19 protein-coding genes and 1 tRNA gene are annotated in these 16,746 nt (G+C 66.5%); 12 read left to right on the top strand and 8 right to left on the bottom strand.

Annotation, left to right across the window (positions count from 1 at the left end; all coding sequences use genetic code 11):
* Both VH326_RS09400 and VH326_RS09395 read right to left on the bottom strand, forming a co-directional pair.
* Positions 1–1,802: AAA family ATPase (locus VH326_RS09400; RefSeq protein WP_329631561.1), on the bottom strand; the 1,802-nt coding region annotated here is incomplete at its 3' end.
* Positions 1,803–1,941: 139 nt separating this feature from the next.
* Positions 1,942–2,136, bottom strand: coding sequence for a DUF1192 domain-containing protein (locus tag VH326_RS09395; protein WP_329631560.1), 195 nt, complete (start codon positions 2,134–2,136; stop codon positions 1,942–1,944).
* Between the two features lie 46 nt (positions 2,137–2,182).
* Between VH326_RS09395 and VH326_RS09390 the strand changes: the two genes are divergently transcribed.
* The 6 genes from VH326_RS09390 to VH326_RS09365 all read left to right on the top strand — a co-directional run bounded on the left by VH326_RS09390 (position 2,183) and on the right by VH326_RS09365 (position 7,995).
* Positions 2,183–3,187, top strand: coding sequence for an NAD(P)H-quinone oxidoreductase (locus VH326_RS09390; protein ID WP_329631559.1), 1,005 nt, complete (start codon positions 2,183–2,185; stop codon positions 3,185–3,187).
* Positions 3,188–3,190: 3 nt separating this feature from the next.
* On the top strand, positions 3,191–3,808 hold the full coding sequence (locus VH326_RS09385) for a glutathione S-transferase family protein (RefSeq protein ID WP_329631558.1): 618 nt from the start codon (positions 3,191–3,193) through the stop codon (positions 3,806–3,808).
* Between the two features lie 32 nt (positions 3,809–3,840).
* A complete protein-coding gene (locus VH326_RS09380; RefSeq protein ID WP_329631557.1) occupies positions 3,841–4,920 on the top strand; it encodes a glycosyltransferase family 1 protein in 1,080 nt (359 codons plus the stop codon).
* 94 nt (positions 4,921–5,014) lie between these two features.
* Positions 5,015–5,695, top strand: coding sequence for a DUF1013 domain-containing protein (locus tag VH326_RS09375; protein ID WP_329631556.1), 681 nt, complete (start codon positions 5,015–5,017; stop codon positions 5,693–5,695).
* Positions 5,696–6,121: 426 nt separating this feature from the next.
* Entirely contained in the window at positions 6,122–6,847 is a 726-nt protein-coding gene (locus tag VH326_RS09370) for a tetratricopeptide repeat protein (RefSeq protein ID WP_329631555.1), read from the top strand.
* A gap of 47 nt (positions 6,848–6,894) precedes the next feature.
* Positions 6,895–7,995 (top strand): MBL fold metallo-hydrolase, encoded by a 1,101-nt coding sequence (locus VH326_RS09365; RefSeq protein ID WP_329631554.1) that lies wholly within the window; start codon positions 6,895–6,897, stop codon positions 7,993–7,995.
* Positions 7,996–8,024: 29 nt separating this feature from the next.
* Here the strand turns inward: VH326_RS09365 and VH326_RS09360 are convergent, their stop codons facing one another.
* Both VH326_RS09360 and VH326_RS09355 read right to left on the bottom strand, forming a co-directional pair.
* Positions 8,025–8,249 (bottom strand): hypothetical protein, encoded by a 225-nt coding sequence (locus VH326_RS09360; protein ID WP_329631553.1) that lies wholly within the window; start codon positions 8,247–8,249, stop codon positions 8,025–8,027.
* A complete protein-coding gene (locus VH326_RS09355; RefSeq protein ID WP_329631552.1) occupies positions 8,242–8,508 on the bottom strand; it encodes a hypothetical protein in 267 nt (88 codons plus the stop codon). The genes VH326_RS09360 and VH326_RS09355 overlap by 8 nt, the downstream gene beginning before the upstream one ends.
* 174 nt (positions 8,509–8,682) lie before the next feature.
* Here VH326_RS09355 and VH326_RS09350 point away from each other — a divergent pair, with 174 nt between their 5' ends.
* Positions 8,683–9,555: a dienelactone hydrolase family protein gene (locus VH326_RS09350; protein WP_329631551.1), complete on the top strand. Its 873-nt coding sequence runs from the start codon at positions 8,683–8,685 to the stop codon at positions 9,553–9,555.
* A gap of 27 nt (positions 9,556–9,582) precedes the next feature.
* Positions 9,583–10,206 (top strand): glutathione S-transferase family protein, encoded by a 624-nt coding sequence (locus VH326_RS09345; RefSeq protein ID WP_329631550.1) that lies wholly within the window; start codon positions 9,583–9,585, stop codon positions 10,204–10,206.
* A gap of 19 nt (positions 10,207–10,225) precedes the next feature.
* Here VH326_RS09345 and VH326_RS09340 read toward each other — a convergent pair whose 3' ends face one another.
* The 3 genes from VH326_RS09340 to VH326_RS09330 all read right to left on the bottom strand — a co-directional run bounded on the left by VH326_RS09340 (position 10,226) and on the right by VH326_RS09330 (position 12,431).
* Positions 10,226–10,414 carry a DUF1289 domain-containing protein gene (locus VH326_RS09340; RefSeq protein WP_329631549.1) on the bottom strand — a complete coding sequence of 63 codons (189 nt, stop codon included), beginning with the start codon at positions 10,412–10,414 and terminating at the stop codon, positions 10,226–10,228.
* Positions 10,415–10,422: 8 nt separating this feature from the next.
* Complete coding sequence (locus tag VH326_RS09335) at positions 10,423–11,871, bottom strand: DEAD/DEAH box helicase (RefSeq protein WP_329631548.1); 1,449 nt, start codon at positions 11,869–11,871, stop codon at positions 10,423–10,425.
* Positions 11,872–11,945: 74 nt separating this feature from the next.
* The gene (locus VH326_RS09330; RefSeq protein ID WP_329631547.1) at positions 11,946–12,431 is read right to left on the bottom strand and encodes a hypothetical protein; all 486 of its coding nucleotides are present in this window, start codon (positions 12,429–12,431) and stop codon (positions 11,946–11,948) included.
* Between the two features lie 69 nt (positions 12,432–12,500).
* Between VH326_RS09330 and VH326_RS09325 the strand changes: the two genes are divergently transcribed.
* Positions 12,501–13,949, top strand: coding sequence for an FAD-binding oxidoreductase (locus VH326_RS09325; RefSeq protein WP_329631546.1), 1,449 nt, complete (start codon positions 12,501–12,503; stop codon positions 13,947–13,949).
* Positions 13,950–14,011: 62 nt separating this feature from the next.
* Positions 14,012–14,791, top strand: coding sequence for a SapC family protein (locus VH326_RS09320; RefSeq protein WP_329631545.1), 780 nt, complete (start codon positions 14,012–14,014; stop codon positions 14,789–14,791).
* Between the two features lie 365 nt (positions 14,792–15,156).
* On the opposite strand, the gene VH326_RS09315 is transcribed toward VH326_RS09320, so the two are convergent.
* Positions 15,157–16,002: an N-formylglutamate amidohydrolase gene (locus tag VH326_RS09315; protein WP_329631544.1), complete on the bottom strand. Its 846-nt coding sequence runs from the start codon at positions 16,000–16,002 to the stop codon at positions 15,157–15,159.
* Positions 16,003–16,156: 154 nt separating this feature from the next.
* On the opposite strand from VH326_RS09315, the gene cpdR reads away from it, so the two are divergent.
* Positions 16,157–16,534 (top strand): cell cycle two-component system response regulator CpdR, encoded by a 378-nt coding sequence (cpdR, locus tag VH326_RS09310; protein WP_329631543.1) that lies wholly within the window; start codon positions 16,157–16,159, stop codon positions 16,532–16,534.
* 35 nt (positions 16,535–16,569) lie between these two features.
* Positions 16,570–16,644, top strand: a tRNA-Val gene (locus tag VH326_RS09305).
* The last annotated feature ends 102 nt before the right edge of the window (positions 16,645–16,746 follow it).

Genomic DNA, 16,746 nt, shown 5'->3' with positions numbered 1-16,746 from the left:
ACGCTCTTGCCGTTGTGGTCGGTGAGTTTGCCGTGGTCCATCACCTGCAACAGAATGTTGAACAGGTCCGGGTGGGCCTTCTCGATTTCGTCGAGCAGCAGCACCGAATGGGGATGCTGGTCGACCGCGTCGGTGAGGAGGCCGCCCTGGTCGTAGCCGACATAGCCCGGCGGCGCGCCGATCAGCCGCGAGACCGAGTGGCGCTCCATATATTCGGACATGTCGAAACGCTGCAGGGGGATGCCCATGATCGAGGCGAGCTGGCGCGCCACCTCGGTCTTGCCGACGCCGGTCGGGCCGGAGAAGAGGTAATTGCCGATCGGCTTGTCGGGATCGCGCAGCCCTGCCCGGCTCAATTTGATCGCCGAGGAGAGGATCGAGATCGCCGCATCCTGGCCGAAGACGACCCGCTTCAGGTCGCGGTCGAGATGCTCCAGGGTCTTCTTGTCGTCGGCCGAGACGCTCTTCGCCGGGATCCGCGCCATGGTCGAGATGACGTTCTCGATCTCCCTGGTGGTGATCGTCTTCTTGCGCTTGTTGGGCGGCACCAGCATCTGCATCGCGCCGACCTCGTCGATCACGTCGATCGCCTTGTCCGGCAGCTTGCGGTCGTTGATGTAGCGCGCCGAAAGCTCGACCGCCGCCTTGATCGCATCGGGCGTGTATTTGACGTGGTGATGCTCCTCGAAGGCGGAGCGCAAGCCCGCCAGGATCTTCACCGTATCCTCGACCGTCGGCTCGTTGACGTCGATCTTCTGGAAGCGCCGGAGCAAGGCCCGGTCCTTCTCGAAATGGTTGCGGAACTCCTTGTAGGTGGTCGAGCCGATGCAGCGGATCGTCCCGCCCGACAGCGCGGGCTTGAGCAGGTTCGACGCGTCCATCGCGCCGCCGCTGGTCGCGCCGGCGCCGATCACGGTGTGGATCTCGTCGATGAACAGGATCGCGTCAGGCAGCTTTTCGAGTTCGTTGACGACCGCCTTGAGCCGTTCCTCGAAATCGCCGCGATAGCGCGTGCCGGCGAGCAACGCGCCCATGTCGAGCGAGTAGATCACCGCGGGCTTGAGTACGTCGGGCACGTCGCCCTCGACGATCTTGCGCGCGAGGCCTTCGGCGATCGCGGTCTTGCCGACCCCGGGATCACCCACATAGAGCGGATTGTTTTTCGAGCGGCGGCACAGGATCTGCACCGTGCGGTCGACCTCCGCCATGCGGCCGATCAGCGGATCGACCTTGCCGATCTTGGCCTTTTCGTTGAGGTCGACGGTGAACTGCTTGAGCGCGCTCTCGCCCTTGCCCTTGTCGGACTTGGCGGGCTTTTCCTCGTCGCTCGCACCCTTGGGCGCGCTGCTTTCGGTCGGCGCGCCGCCCTTGCCGACCCCGTGCGAGATGTAGCTCACCGCGTCGAGCCGGCTCATGTCCTGCTGCTGGAGGAAATACACCGCGTAGCTCTCGCGCTCGCTGAACAGCGCGACGAGCACGTTGGCGCCGGTCACTTCGTCGCGGCCCGAGGACTGGACGTGAAGGATCGCCCGCTGGACGACGCGCTGGAAACCGGACGTGGGCGACGGATCGGTGGCCTTGTCGACCTTCAATGCATCGAGCTCGGTGTCGAGATAATTGGCGACGGTCGACCGCAGATCGTCGAGCTCGACCCCGCACGCCGCCATCACCTTCGACGCATGCTCATCGTCGACGAGCGCGAGCAGCAGATGCTCGAGCGTGGCATATTCGTGGCGGCGTGACGATGCGGCTTCGAGCGCTTTGTGAAGCGTGGTCTCGAGCGCGGAGGCGAAACTCGGCATTACAATGTTACTCCTAACGGGCCGCAGGAACGCGCGGCCCTTTTTCCCAATGTCGGGATGGGAGGGCCCCGCATCAAGCGCTGGCCGATGTCCGCATCATCCTGTCGGCAATTTGCCGGCGCGAGGATGCGGTTCGCGCTCATCGCTTGAATAACTCGTCGGCGATTGCCCGATGGTTAACGGCGCGTTGTTTATGTTGATTAACGCGCGCAATTTCGCCCTCCAGCGCGGCGATGCGCGCGTCGAGCTCGGCCACCGACAGCGGATCGAGGTCCTGTTTGACCAGGAGCGCGAGCGGTTCGTTGGGCCGCGGCAGATTCTCGTCGGAATCCATGGTTGCCAGCGTTGACCGGGGCGAGTCCCATGTCAATAACGATGCGATGGCGCCCACGATTCCGAGCATGATGCGGGCGATCGATCCCGAAACGCCCGGCGGCCCCGACGTGCTGCAAATCGTCGAGCGGCCGGTGCCCGTGCCCGGCGACGGCGAGGTACTGATCAAGGTCGCGGCGGCGGGCATCAACCGCCCCGAAATCCTCCAGCGAATGGGCACCTATCCGCCGCCGCCCGGCGCGCCGTCGATCCTCGGGCTCGAAGTGGCGGGGACGATCGTCGCCACGGGCGATGGCGTCGAGCGCGATCTGGTCGGCCAGCCGGTCTGCGCGCTGATCGCCGGCGGCGGCTATGCCGACTATGCGGCCGCGCCTTACGGCCAGTGCCTGCCGGTGCCGGAGGCGCTGACCATGGTCGAAGCGGCGGCGATGCCCGAGACCCTGTTCACCGTGTGGACCAACCTGTTCGAGCGCGGCTACGCGGCGGAGGGCGACACCGTGCTGGTGCATGGCGGCACGTCGGGGATCGGCACGATGGCGATCGGGCTGTGCAAGCTGTTCGCCGTGACGGTGATCGTAACCGCCGGATCGGACGACAAGTGCGCCGCCGCCCGCGAAATCGGCGCGGATCATGCGATCAACTACAAGACGCAGGACTTCGTCGCCGAGGTAAAGGCTATGACAGGCGGCCAAGGCGTTGCGGTGGTGCTCGACATGGTCGGCGGCGATTACGTCCCGCGCAATATGCAGTGCCTGTGCGAGGAGGGTCGCCACGTCTCTATCGCGGTCCAGCGTGGCGGCGAGGCGACGATCCCGATCTTCGAGATCATGCGCCGTCGGCTGACGTTGACGGGATCGACGCTTCGTCCGCGATCGGTCGCGTTCAAGAGCGCGGTCGCCGATGAAATTGCGCAAACCGTCTGGCCGCACGTCGCCGCCGGCAAATTGAAGCCGGTGATCGACCGCACCTTCTCGCTCGACCAGGCGCCCGACGCGCACCGGCGGATGGAAGCGGGGGACCATGTCGGCAAGATCGTGCTGACGATGGAGTGAAGCGTGGCCAACTTGATCCTTCATGAATATGCTGCATCGGGGAATTGCTACAAGATCCGGCTCACGGCCGCGCATCTCGGAACCGTGATCGAGCGGCGCGAGTACGACATTATGGCCGGGGAGACTCGCTCGCCTGCCTTCCTGTCGGGCGTCAACGCCAATGGCCGCATCCCGGTGCTTCAGGTCGGTGACGACTATCTGCCCGAGAGCAACGCGGCGTGCTTCTACCTCGCCGACGGGTCCGACCTGATCCCTACCGACCGGTTCGACCGCGCCGACATGCTGCGCTGGATGTTCTGGGAGCAGTATAACCACGAGCCCAACATCGCGACGTTGCGCTTCTGGTACGGCTGGCTCGGCGAGGCGAACTTGACCGAGGCGCAGCGCGTCCAGATCGAACCCAAGCGCGCCGCGGGCGAAGCGGCGCTGACGCTGATGGACGAACATCTGAGCCAGACGCCGTTCTTCGCCGGCGGCCGCTTCAGCCTCGCCGACATCGCGCTCTATGCGTACACGCACGTCGCCGAGGGCGGCGGGTTCGAGCTGCATCGTTATCCAGCGGTCGAGGCGTGGCTGGCGCGAGTCGCCGCATTGCCCGAGCATATCGCGATCACCGACTGACGCCGCGGACGCGACGCGCTATAGCGGCGGCGATGGCGCGACGAAGCAAGCCGACCAACGCTCGACCGCTACGCGACGTCACCGAACTCGACGGCGCCCGGGTCGCGATCGTCACCGATGCCTGGCTGCCGCAGGTCAACGGCGTCGTCCGCACGCTCCAGGCGACGATCGCCGAGCTGGAGAAGATGGGGCATCCGGTGCTGGTCATCTCCCCGGACCAGTTCCGGACTCTGCCGTGCCCGACCTATCCCGAGATCCGCCTTGCCTTCGCTTCGGTTCGAAGGGTGGGGCAAATGCTCGAGGATTTCGGGCCGAACGCCATCCACCTCGCGACCGAAGGGCCGCTGTGCCTCGCCGCGCGGCGCTGGTGCCTGCAGCGCGATTTTCCGTTCACCACCGCGTATCACACGCAATTTCCGGACTATATCGCGGCGCGGACCAGCGTGAACCCCGAATGGGTGTGGCGCTACATCAAGTGGTTTCACCGCCCGGCCCAGGCCATCCTTGCCGCGACTCCGTCGATCGCCGAAACGCTGCGTGCGCATGGGCTCATCCGGCTGCGGCATTGGAGCCGCGGCGTCGACCTCGCGACTTTCGCCGGTGCGACGCCCGATCCTGCGATCCGGGCGTTGCCGGGCCCGGTCCAGCTCTATGTCGGACGCGTCGCGGTCGAGAAGAATATCGAGGCGTTCCTGACCGCGACGCACCCCGGCAGCAAGGTCGTGGTCGGTGGCGGTCCCGGGCTCGCCTCGCTTCGCACCAAGTTCCCGCAGGTCCATTTCCTCGGTCCGAAGTTCGGCGCCGATCTCGCCGCCGCTTATGCGGCCGCCGACGTATTCGTCTTCCCCAGCCGGACCGACACCTTCGGGCTGGTGATGATCGAGGCGCTGGCGAGCGGCACGCCGGTTGCCGCCTATCCGGTCACCGGCCCGGTCGACGTGCTGACCGCCGAAACCGGGGCGATGGCCGACGACCTCGACACAGCGATCGCCGAAGCGCTCACTCGCGACCGCGCCGCGTGCGCCGCCTACGGCCGCACCTTCACCTGGGCCGCGAGCGCGCGCCAGTTCCTCGACGCCCTGGTCCCGCCGCAAGACGAGGCCGCCGCGTAACCCTTGCCCCGCGCCGCCGTTGGCGGTAAACCGCGTCACGACACGGCCGCTCCGCAAGGGGCGGCCCTATTCATTTCTGACGGAGTTTTTCATCGTGGCCCAGCCGCTCATGCCGCACGCGACCGCTTCCTGGCTGGTCGACAATACCGCGCTCAGCTTCGAGCAGATCGCCGAGTTCTGTGGCCTCCACATCCTCGAGATCCAGGCGATCGCCGACGACACCGCGGCGACCAAGCTGACCGGGCGCGACCCGGTGCGCGCGCACGAGCTGACCCAGGAAGAGATCGACAAGGGGCAGGCCGATCCCAACTACGTGCTCCAGATGTCGAAGGGCCCGGACCAGATCCGCCGCACCAAGGGCCCGCGCTACACGCCCGTCTCCAAGCGGCAGGACAAGCCCGACGGCATCGCCTGGATCATCCGCAACCATCCCGAGATCACCGACGGCCAGATCAGCCTGCTGATCGGCACGACGCGCACGACGATCGCAGCGATCCGCGACCGCAGCCACTGGAACATCGCCAACATCACGCCCAAGGACCCGGTGACGTTGGGCCTGACGACGCAACGCGAGCTCGACGCCGCGGTGGCCAAGGCGGCGAAGGCGGCGGGACTCGAGCCGGTGGTCGACACCAGGCTCGACGGCGACCGCGAGGCGCTGATCGAACAGCTCCGCGCCGAACGCGAACAAGCCGCGCGCGACGCCGAGGCGGCGGCGAACGGCGAGGAAGCCGGGCCGGTCGAGCACACCGCGGAGACTCTTTTCAAGAGCTGAGGCGAAGGGCCGGCGACGCCCGCGCCGGTCGCGCGACAGCGCGAGCGCCAAGGCCGGCCGGCGGACGAGAGCCGATCCGGCTCGATTCGGCCGACGGCTTTGCCGTCGGCGGTGCCGAAAGGTCACACCAGGGTCACACTATCCGCGCCGCATCGAAGTCCCGGCCGGCGCCGCACCGACACGATCCCGACGGGTATCGATCCGTGCGACCGAACGTTCACAAAAATTCGCACTGCCATGTGTATGCCCACGGCCGCGCACGCGCAGGGATTGCGGCATTCCAAAGAGCCACAGGTCGCCGCCGACTCACCATGTCAAAGAGTGTCGGAACCGTGCCAAGTGAAATCCAACATTACCAGTCCATTCTCCCATGGTGTTCATCGTTCGGCCTTGTTAGCGTCCCCAAGGCCGGACAGGAGAATCCTCATGAAACTCGTAGCTCGCGCATGCCTGCTGTTCGGTGCTTCGGCCGCCGCGTCCTTCTGGATTGCCGCACCTGCGCAATCGGCCGTCAAATGTACGTTTCCCCGGGGCGACGACACGAGCGTTGACGAGATGATCGCATCGATCAAGCAGACGAATGCCGCATGTGCACTGCCGTGGCGCGCGCTCAAACGACAGGTCGCTGACCCGGCGGCCAAGAATCGTATCGAAGCAGCCTATCGCGAAGTCGCCGTGAAGAATCCCGACAAGGCGGATGCGGCACGTGCGCGGAGCGCGGACGTAGAGGCCGCCGCTGGCAATCCGGGGCCGATGCTCGCCCTCGCCGATGCCAATGTAATAGCGCATCCCGAAGACAGGACGCTCGCCAACATGTCCTGTTTTGCGCGCGCCGCTTACGGTTTCGATATCGAACACGCGATGCCTTATTGCGACGCCGCAGTCGACAACGGTCGCCCAGGCTATGCTTTGGTAAACCGCGGTTTCGCGGAGCTGCAATTGGGAAAGTTCCGGCAGGCAGTCGACGACTTTGACGAGGCTCTGAGCACGCGAAAAGAACTTGGAACGCATTCCATGGTGCAAGCAGTGTTTGGCCGAGGTGTGGCGCGGCTTCGTCTCGGTGATGCAGCCGGTCGCAAGGACATTGACGCGGCGGTCGGCGCGTATCGCGGCGTTACCGCCGAATTCGCCGATTTCGGGGTCACACCTTAGATCCCTCCCACTATCCCCGCGTTAATTCCGTTGCTACCCGAAACCGGATGGCCACCGCCCGTACCGATGCCGCGTTCGTCGCGGATGAGAGCTTCGTTCCGACCAGCCACAAAGGCCTGACCTATCCGTTCGGCGGCGCCGAGCCCGGCGAGGGCGAGGTGATGGCGGTCGCGCCGGGGGTGCGCTGGGTGCGGTTGAAGGTTCCGGGGCCGCTCAAGCACGTCAATTGCTGGCTGCTCGATGACGATGGCGGTGTTTCTCTAATCGACGCGGGCATGAACCGCACCGAGACTCGCGACGCTTGGAAGGCGGTGTTCCGCGGGCCGCTCGCCGGCACGCGCGTGACTCGGATGATCGGCACGCATTTCCACCCCGACCATATCGGGCTCGCCGGCTGGATGTGCGACCATCACGCCGCGCCGTTGTGGATGACTCGCGGCGAGTGGCTGACCGCGCAGATGCTGGTCGCCGATGCCCGCGCCGAGACGCCGCGGGAGGTGAGCGCCTATCGCCACGCCGCCGGCTGGTCCGACGAGCAGATTGCGATCGCGGCGCAACACGGCTGGGCCAATTTCGGACGGATCGTGCGGCCGATGCCGATGTCGTACCGCCGGATGGTTGATGGTGAGAGCATCGCGATCGGCGGACGCGACTGGCGCGTGATCGTGGGGTCGGGGCACAGCCCGGAACATGCCTGCCTGCTCGACGACGCGAACGGCGTGTTCGTTACTGGCGACCAGGTGCTGCCGAGGATCAGCCCCAACGTCTCGGTCGGGATCACCGAGCCCGCCGCCGATCCGCTGGGCGAATGGTTCGCGTCGATCGCCAAGCTCAAGCGTGAAGTGCCGGCCGATGTGCTGGTGCTGCCGGGGCATGGCGACCCGTTCACGGGGTTGCACACGCGGCTCGACGCGATGGACCGCGAGCATCGCGAACGGCTCGACGAACTGGAGGCGTTCGTCCGCGAAGAGCCGCGCCGCGTGACCGATTGCTTCGGCCGCCTGTTCCGCCGCGCGATCGGTCAGGACATGCTCGGCATGGCGACCGGCGAAGCGATGGCCCACCTGCGGCGGCTCGAGGTTGAGGGCCGGGCGGTACGCGAGACGGGGGCGGATGGGATTTGGCGCTGGCGGGGGCTAGTCGGATAAGCGCCGCGAGCGATAGTTCTAGTCTGGGCTCAATCCTGCCCGCTCGGGGCATCGGTATCCAACACCTTGGCCGCCTTGCACAACGCCAGCAACTGGCGTCGGATTGACGGTCCGGCGAGATGCGCCTGGATCGAATCGTGGCGCTCGGCAATCAACGCGCGTCGGATGTCTTCCATCGTTTCGCATCGGCCGGAGCGCGCCAGCTCGTAGGCGCGTTCGACCGTGCTCAGTTGGCGTTCGGGCCGGCTACTCATGCGTCGGCACGTCCGCGGTTGGGGGTTCGCTCGGGCCGGGATCATTGACCACGACCAGATCGAAGCGACGATGGGGAGAGGGGCCCGCCGCGAGCCTGTCCCCGTATCCGCGCGCGAGCCCCGCATGCGCGCGGCGCGAGCAGGCACAGGCCGCGTCGCGGGCCATCATCAGCGAAACCTGCTCGCGTTTCAAAAGATAATTGGTATCCATGGGCCACACCTCGTCTGCAGGCGAAAGCACAAAGACGCTGACGGTCACGAGATGCCTGCGGAATCGATCAGGTGATGTCGCTACATAGCACGGTTCCGGCCGTAGGCTTGCACCCATTCGACGCTGAGTGATTGGGCGGCAGTCTCGTCCCGCTTTCCCCACCGGCCGATCGCCTCTAGGTTCGCGCAGACCCGCAACGCGCGACTCACAGGAGAGCGAGCAATGTGCGACGAACATACCGCGTCCGACAATGATCGCTTCCTCGCCAGCGTTCACCCCTCGCGGCGGCAGTTCGGGGCGCTGGCGGGGGTCGCGGGGCTGATGGCGATGATCCCGGTTCCTGCCAACGCCGCCGAGATCGAGGGCCGCGACGTTGCGATCACCACGCCGGACGGGACGTGCGACGCCTATTTCGTCGCGCCGACCAGCGGCAAGCATCCCGGCGTGCTGATCTGGCCCGACATCATGGGGTTGCGTGCCGCATTCCGGCAGATGGCCGACCGGCTCGCGCGGTCGGGCTATGCGGTGCTAGTGGTCAACCAGTTCTACCGCTCGACCAAGGCGCCGTTCCTCAGCCCCCGCGAATCGTTCGACCAGCCCGAGGTGCGCGCGCGGATCATGCCGTGGACCAAGCTGCTGACCGCCGACACCGAGTTTCGCGACGCGATGGCGTTCACCGCCTTCGTTGACGCTCAGCCCGAGGTCGACGCCAAGCGCGGCATGGCGACCACCGGATATTGCATGGGCGGGCCGATGGTGTTCCGCACCGCGGCGATCAACCCGAAGCGCATCCGTGCGGGGGCGACGTTCCACGGTGGCGGCCTCGTCAGCGACAAGCCCGACAGCCCGCATCTGCTGGTGCCAAAGATGAAGGCGTCGTACCTGATCGCGATCGCCGCGAGTGACGACGCACGCTCGCCGACCGACAAGGATGTGCTCAAGACCGCCTTCGCCGTCGCCAAGCGGCCCGCCGAGATCGAGGTCTATGCCGGGACGATGCACGGCTGGTGCCCGCCCGACAGCAAGGTCTATGACGCGGCGCAGGCGGAAAAAGCGTGGGGGCGGATGCTGGCACTGTTTCAGGCGGCGCTGTAGCTGCCCCTTGTTCGCAGGAGAGAATCGATGAGCGACCTGATCTTCTACACCAACCCGCAATCGCGCGGCCGGATCGTGCGCTGGGCGCTTGAGGAAGCCGGCGCGAACTATGAAGTCCGCGTGATGAACTATGCCGACAGCATGAAGTCGGACGAGTATCTCGCGGTCAATCCGATGGGCAAGGTCCCGGCGATTTCGCACAACGGCAAGGTGGTGACCGAGTGCGCGGCGATTTGCGCCTACCTCGCCGATGCGTTTCCCGACGCCGGGCTCGCGCCTGCGCCTACCGACCGCGCGGACTATTATCGCTGGCTGTTCTTCGCGGCGGGGCCGGTTGAGCATGCGGTGACCAACAAGAATGCGGGCTTCACACCCTCGCCGGAGCAGGGCCGCATGTTCGGCTATGGCAATTACGACCAGGCGATCGACGTGCTCGAAGGCGCGATCGCCAACACGCCGTATGTGTGCGGCGACGCGTTCACGATGGCGGACGTCTATATCGGCTCGCAGGTGATGTGGGGGCTTCAGTTCGGGACGATACCCAAGCGCGACGCATTCTCTGCGTATAGCGAGCGGCTCGGCGAGCGCGAGGCGCTCAAGCGCGCGTGGACGCTCGACAACGAATTGGCCGAAACCAACCAGATCGCCTGACCGCCGGGCAGGCGAATCGCTAGCGCTTCGGCAATTCCGCCATCACCGAGTCGCGCTCGGCCGCGGTCATGCTCGTCCAGCGCGCGATTTCGTCGAGCGATCGGCGGCAGCCTTCGCAATGGCGGTCGGCGCCAATACGGCAGACGTTGACGCACGGACTGGCGATCGCCTGCGCCGGCACGATGGTGATGAAATCGGGCAGCGACACCGCGAAGATCAGTCGGTGGTGAGTTTGGCGCTCAGGAAGTCGGGGAGCGGGCCATTCCAGCCGCCATCATCAACTGCGTCGGGGCGGTCGTCATGCTCGTCGCGGCGTGGGCGGGGGGAGCGTTCGGGACGTGGCGCCCGCGCTTCGCGGGGAGGACGTGGCTCGGGGGCGGGCTGGTCCTCGCGGGCGGGGCGCTCCTCACGAACTGATCGGTCTTCGCGCGGCGCGCGCTCGGCACGGGGGGCTCGCGCGGGACGCTCCTCGGCCGCAGCTTCGGCGCGCGCCGGCTTCGCCTTCGCCGCCGGTCTGCGGCCGCGCGCCGAACGCTCGGCGGGCTCGTCGGTGGCGCCTTCGTAGCGCTCGATCTTGAGGCCGGTCAGCTTCTCGATGTTCTGGACGTTTTCGGCATCTTCGCCGGTCACCAGCGTGAACGCGACGCCGGTCGCGCCCGCGCGGCCGGTGCGGCCGATGCGGTGAATGTAATCGTCTGGGTGCCACGGCGCGTCGAAGTTGAAGACGTGGCTGACGCCCTTGATGTCGAGACCACGTGCGGCAACGTCGGACGCCACCAGGATGTTGATGTCGCCGGCCTTGAAGCGGTCGAGCTCGGCGATGCGCTGCGATTGCTCCATGTCGCCATGGATCTCGCCCGAATGGAAGCCCTGGCGCTGCAGCGCCTTGTTGAGGTCGCGCACCGTGGTCTTGCGGTTGGCGAAGATGATCGCGGTCTTGACGTCCTCGTGCCGCAGCAGCTCGGCGAGCTTGTCTCGCTTCTTCGACGCCGACACCGGCACCAGCCATTGCTTGATGTTGATATTGGCGGTGGCCGGCCGCGCGACTTCGATCGTCTTGGGGTTCGACAGGAACTTGTCCGCCAACTTCTTGATCGGCGGCGGCATCGTCGCGGAGAACAGAAGCGTCTGGCGGTTGGCGGGCAGCTTGGTGCAGATCGTCTCGATATCGGGGATGAACCCCATGTCGAGCATGCGGTCGGCTTCGTCGATGACGAGCAAATTGCACTGCGTGAGCAGGATCTTGCCGCGTTCGAACAGATCCATCAGCCGGCCCGGCGTCGCGATCAGCACGTCGACGCCCCTTTCGAGCGCCTTGACCTGGTCGCCCATCTGAACGCCGCCGATCAGCAGCGCCATCGAGAGCTTGTGATACTTGCCGTATTTCTCGAAATTCTCCGCCACCTGCGCGGCGAGCTCGCGGGTCGGCTCGAGGATCAGGCTGCGCGGCATCCGCGCGCGGCTGCGGCCGTGGCCGAGCACGTCAATCATCGGCAGCACGAACGCGGCGGTCTTGCCCGTCCCCGTTTGCGCGACGCCGATGATGTCGCGCATCATCAAGACCGACGGGATCGTCGCGACCTGGATCGGCGTCGGCTCGGTATAGCCCGACTCCTCGACGGCGCGGAGCAATTCATCGGAGAGGCCGAGATCGGCAAAGGGCATTCGGACATCCGGGAAAAATGCACGCCCAAATCGCCGCGCATAGTGTCGCGCGCTTGCCGATCAGCGACGAAATGTCAAGGTTTGCGGGCTTTTCCCGGCTTGGCCACCAACCGCCGGAAACGGCCGATCGGGCAGCTGTCGCCCGACCGCGTGCGGATCGCGTCGCGCTTGGCGCAGACCTGGCCGTCGGCCGAGGGCTTGAGGTAGAAGCCGCCATAATAGCCCAGCGCGGCGCAATCGTCGTCGAGCTGCGCGCGCACGCGGGCGCCGCCCTTGAGCACCAGGTCGACCGAATCGGTATCGTTGACGATCGCCCCGGCGAGCTGGTTCGCGACGATGCACTTGGGTCCTTTCTTCTCGGCCCAGCGTAGTGGGGGCGACACCGTGGCGAGATCGGCTGCGGCGGCATCGGCGCGCGACGAGGGAACGCGGATGATGATCCGTCCCGTCACGGTCACTTGCGCCAGCTCGATGCGATCGACCGGCGCTGCCGGCACGGGCGCGCTCGCCGCGGTAGCGGACGCGAGCAGCATCAGGGCAATGGCGGATGGGTGCGGCATGAAGCGGGTCTTGGTAGCGCGAGATATTGAACGTCGAATGAATTGGCCAGCCATGCTAGCGCGGCGGGCATGACGACTCCCGCCCAGACCGCGCTGATCGAGGCCGTGCGTGCCGAACTTGGGGACAAGGCGGCGATCACCGAAGCGTCGGACATTGCACCGTGGCTGAACGACTGGCGCGGGCGGTTTCATGGGGCGTCGCCGGCAATCCTGACGCCTGACGCCACCGAAGGGGTGCAATTCGCCGTCGGGCGCGCGCACGAGCTTGGTGTCGCGCTGGTGCCGCAAGGCGGCAACACCTCTATGGTCGGCGGCGCGATCCCACCCCCCGACGGATCGGCGCTGATCCTGTCGCTGCGGCGGATGAATCGGATTCGCTCGCTCGACGCCGAGGCCGGGCTGGCGGTGGCCGAGGCGGGGGTGATCCTCCAGCATTTGCACGAGGCGGCGGAAGCGGCGGGGCGGCGCTTTCCGCTGACGCTCGGCGCGCGCGGTAGCGCGACGATCGGCGGATTGGTGTCGACCAACGCGGGAGGCACGCAAGTGCTGCGCTTCGGGACGATGCGGTCGCTGGTCGCCGGAATCGAGGCGGTGCTGCCCGACGGCTCGCTGCATGATGGACTCGCGGCGCTCAAGAAGGACAATCGCGGCTACGACCTCGACCATCTGTTGGTCGGGGCTGAAGGAACGCTGGGCGTGGTTACCGCAGCGACGTTGCGGCTGGTGCCTGCCATCGCCGACCGCGCGACGGGGTGGCTTGGCGTCGATTCGCCCGCGGCGGCGCTCCACCTGTTGCGCGCGATGGAGGCGCGCTCCGGCCAAGCGATCGAGAGCTTCGAATTGGTCGCTCAGGACACGCTCGACCTCGTCCTCAAGCACATCCCCGGCACGCGCGCGCCGCTTGGCGGGCAGCATCGCTGGCTGGTGCTGGTCGATTACGTTGGGCCCGCCCCCGATAGCGCGAGGGAGTCGCTCGAAACGTTGATGGCGGCGGCGCTTGGCGAGGGGCTGGCCGAAGACGCCATCGTCGCGGCGAGCGAAGCCCAGGCCGAGGCCTTCTGGCGGCTGCGCGATTCTATTTCCGAAGCGGAACGCGCCGAGGGGCCGACGATGGCGCACGACATCTCAGTGCCGGTCGATGCGATGCCGCAATTCATGATGGACGCCAGCGCGAGGGTCGAAGCGGCATTTCCGGGCGTGCACTGCTCAGCGTTCGGGCATCTCGGCGACGGCAACGTCCATTTCCACGTCAACGCGCCCGCCGGGGTGGATGCGGAGCGCTGGCGCACCGAAGTCGGCGAGCCGGCGAGCCACATGGTCTATGACCTCGTCGTTGCAGCTGCGGGCTCGATTTCCGCCGAGCACGGCATCGGACAGATGAAGCTCGCCGAGCTCGAACGCCTGTCGCCGCCGGGCCGGCAGGCCGCGCTGCGTGCGATCAAGCGTGCGTTCGATCCGCACGAACTGATGAACCCGGGCAAGCTTGTGACGCTTGCGCCGAACGCCTCCAGGCCATAAGGCGCACGCCTTCAGGGGGAGCGTGATGCTCCGCATTCACGAGATTCGATGGAGTTCAAGTAATGGCCAGCGCGCCGCAGTCGCTTCCGTTGTTCTACAATACGCTCGAGCCGCTTTCGAGCGATGCCCATGCCAATTTCAAGGTTCGCCCCGCGACCGGCGCCACGTTCCTGGCCAACCAGCACGCGATCCCGCTGACGATCGACGAGTTCGCGATGGCGCAGCGCCACATGCCGATCATCTTTTCGCAGGGTGACGACGCGGTGCCGCTCGCGCTGATGGGGCTGAACGAGGGCATCAACGTCTTCATCGACGAGAATGGCCTGTTGCGCGATTCGTACACCTATATTCCCGCCTACGTGCGCCGCTATCCGTATCTGCTCGCCAAGCTTCAGCCCGAAGCGGAAGAGCTGACTTTGTGCTTCGACCCGACCTCGCCGACGATCGGCGATTTCGACGACGGCGAGCCGCTGTTCAAGGACGGCGAGGCGACCGACGTGGTCAAGAACATCCTGGAGTTTTCGAAGCAGTTCGAGGAGGCCGGCGCACGCACCGCGGCGTTCATGAACGAGCTTCGGGAACTCGACCTGCTGATGGACGGCGAGGTCACGATCCAACCTGAGGAATCCGACAAGCCGTTCCTCTATTCGGGCTTCCAGATGATCAACGAGGAAAAGCTTACCGCGCTGCGCGGGGATCAGCTGCGCAAGATCACCCAGTCGGGGCTGCTCCCGCTGATCTACGCGCACCTGTTCTCGTTGCAGGTGATGCGCGAGATCTTCGCGCGCCAGGTCCAGCTTGGATTGATGCCGGCCCCACAGGCGCCGCAGCTGGCCGAATAACGTCGCCATTGCGAGCGCGAAGCAATCCAGGTTTCGCGAGCCGTCTGGATTGCTTCGCGGTCGCTCGCAAAAGCGAATTTTCAGCGCAATCCGCCCCCTTGAAACCGGATTCCCGCGTTCTTAGCTAATTCCTGCACGGCTTCGCGTTCCCCCCTTTCGCGAGGTCGTGCGGCGCACCTTCGGGTGCGCCTCCTCCCTGAACCTAGGCCGCCTCGGGTAACACCGGGGCGGTTTTTTATGGGTCGGGTTGGTGTTTCGGCGCAGCCGAAACACGGCGGTTCCGGCCCGCTCCCCCACCCGACCTCCCGATCAGGATATTCTATGGAAGGCCGGGTGGGGGAGCGGGCCGGAACCGTGCTCCAGCATTATTCCGCGGCGAGCGCTTCGCTTGCGCCGAGCAGTTCCTCGGTCGCAGCGTCGATCATCCGGCGCAGCAACTTCGCGGTGGCGGCAAGCCCCTTGCCTGGCGCGTTGAGCGATGAGTCCAGGTAAAGCCGGCGATCGATCTCGATCTGGATCGCGTGCACGCCTCGCTCGGGGCGACCATGCCGCATCAGGATATGCCCGCCCGGATAGGGCGCGTTGAGCGCCGCGCGCTGGCCAGCGGCGGCGACTTCCGCTTCGAGCCGGTAGACCAGTCGCCCGCCGGCGCTGTGCCCGAACCGGTCACCGATCACGATTCGCGCCGAGCTCGCGCCGGGCAGCGGCGGCATCGAATGCAGATCGATCAGCAGCGCCACGCCGAAGCGATCGCGCGCCGCGGCCAGCGCTTCGTCCAGCGCGGCGTGATAGGGCCGATGATCGGCGGCGATCCGCGCGCGCACTTCGTCGTCGCCAAGCCGGCGGCGCCACAACGTCACGCCCGGCGCGGCGCGGCGCGGGACGAGTCCGAGCCCGCTCCTGAGCTTGATCGCGGCTGCCCCCGCCGGGATCGGCCGCGCGCCGTCGTCGATCAGCGGATCGCGTTCGTCCTCGGCGCGGTTGAGGTCGATCCACGCGCGCGCCAATCGCTGGACGAACAATGTTTCGTCGCCGCGCGCGGCGAGCGCCAGCGTGTCGGCATGGCGATCTTCGAGCGCCAGCATCGAGGCGACCGGCACTGCGGCGGCGGCGCGCAACGGCAGCGGGTAGTCGCGGCCCGCGTGCGGCACCGACACGATCACCGGGCTGAGCGGCGGAACGGCTCCGATACGGTCGAACGATGCGGCCATGACGGCACTCTATGCGCCGCGATGGGACGCGGCAATCGGGGCTTTTTGTCCGCTCGCGCGGGCAAGCGGGCCGGCACCTCGAAAACCCAGCCGGCGCTGGAAAATGTTAAGCCCTTGGCGCATAAAAGGGGCACAACACGCAAGCGGGGCGGCGATGATCAGAATTCTCTTGGCCGAAGACGATTCGGTGATGCGCGAGTATCTGACCCGCGCGCTCGAACGGTCGGGCTATGCCGTCACCGCGGTCGACCGCGGCACCGCGGCGTTGCCACTGATCGAGGCCGAGCGGTTCGACCTGCTGCTGACCGACATCGTCATGCCCGAAATGGACGGAATCGAGCTCGCGCAAAAGGTCGCCGAGATCGCGCCCGCGACGCGCGTGATGTTCATCACCGGGTTCGCCGCGGTGACGCTGCGCGCGGGCAAGCAAATGCCGCAAGCGCGCGTGCTGTCGAAGCCGTTCCACCTCCGCGACCTCGTGCTCGAAGTCGATCGCCTGTTCGAATCGGAAACCGCCAGCGGGGGGTTGTAGCTTAGGCAGCGCTTCGCTAGAGGCCGCTCCCTCGTGGGCGTGTAGCTCAGTGGTAGAGCACTGTGTTGACATCGCAGGGGTCGCAAGTTCAATCCTTGCCACGCCCACCATTAAAAGCCCGCTTGGTCAGTGACCTGGCGGGCTTTTTCGTGGCCCGCGAGAGTTCGACCGCAAGCGTCGGAATGCGCTCCACGCACGTATCGCGCAGGGTC

It is taken from the genome of Sphingomonas sp. (genome assembly GCF_036269755.1).
Taxonomy (GTDB): Bacteria; Pseudomonadota; Alphaproteobacteria; order Sphingomonadales; family Sphingomonadaceae; genus Sphingomonas.
This window is presented reverse-complemented; position numbering and strand designations above follow the sequence as displayed.

Bases quoted from the DNA above. Each gene is read 5' to 3' on its own strand.
- VH326_RS09395 (WP_329631560.1), bottom strand. From the start codon at position 2,136: ATGGATTCCGACGAGAATCTGCCGCGGCCCAACGAACCGCTCGCGCTC.
- VH326_RS09390 (WP_329631559.1), top strand. From the start codon at position 2,183: ATGGCGCCCACGATTCCGAGCATGATGCGGGCGATCGATCCCGAAACG.
- VH326_RS09380 (WP_329631557.1), top strand. From the start codon at position 3,841: ATGGCGCGACGAAGCAAGCCGACCAACGCTCGACCGCTACGCGACGTC.
- VH326_RS09370 (WP_329631555.1), top strand. From the start codon at position 6,122: ATGAAACTCGTAGCTCGCGCATGCCTGCTGTTCGGTGCTTCGGCCGCC.
- VH326_RS09365 (WP_329631554.1), top strand. From the start codon at position 6,895: ATGGCCACCGCCCGTACCGATGCCGCGTTCGTCGCGGATGAGAGCTTC.
- VH326_RS09360 (WP_329631553.1), bottom strand. From the start codon at position 8,249: ATGAGTAGCCGGCCCGAACGCCAACTGAGCACGGTCGAACGCGCCTAC.
- VH326_RS09350 (WP_329631551.1), top strand. From the start codon at position 8,683: ATGTGCGACGAACATACCGCGTCCGACAATGATCGCTTCCTCGCCAGC.
- VH326_RS09345 (WP_329631550.1), top strand. From the start codon at position 9,583: ATGAGCGACCTGATCTTCTACACCAACCCGCAATCGCGCGGCCGGATC.
- VH326_RS09335 (WP_329631548.1), bottom strand. From the start codon at position 11,871: ATGCCCTTTGCCGATCTCGGCCTCTCCGATGAATTGCTCCGCGCCGTC.
- VH326_RS09330 (WP_329631547.1), bottom strand. From the start codon at position 12,431: ATGCCGCACCCATCCGCCATTGCCCTGATGCTGCTCGCGTCCGCTACC.
- VH326_RS09325 (WP_329631546.1), top strand. From the start codon at position 12,501: ATGACGACTCCCGCCCAGACCGCGCTGATCGAGGCCGTGCGTGCCGAA.
- VH326_RS09320 (WP_329631545.1), top strand. From the start codon at position 14,012: ATGGCCAGCGCGCCGCAGTCGCTTCCGTTGTTCTACAATACGCTCGAG.
- VH326_RS09315 (WP_329631544.1), bottom strand. From the start codon at position 16,002: ATGGCCGCATCGTTCGACCGTATCGGAGCCGTTCCGCCGCTCAGCCCG.
- cpdR (WP_329631543.1), top strand. From the start codon at position 16,157: ATGATCAGAATTCTCTTGGCCGAAGACGATTCGGTGATGCGCGAGTAT.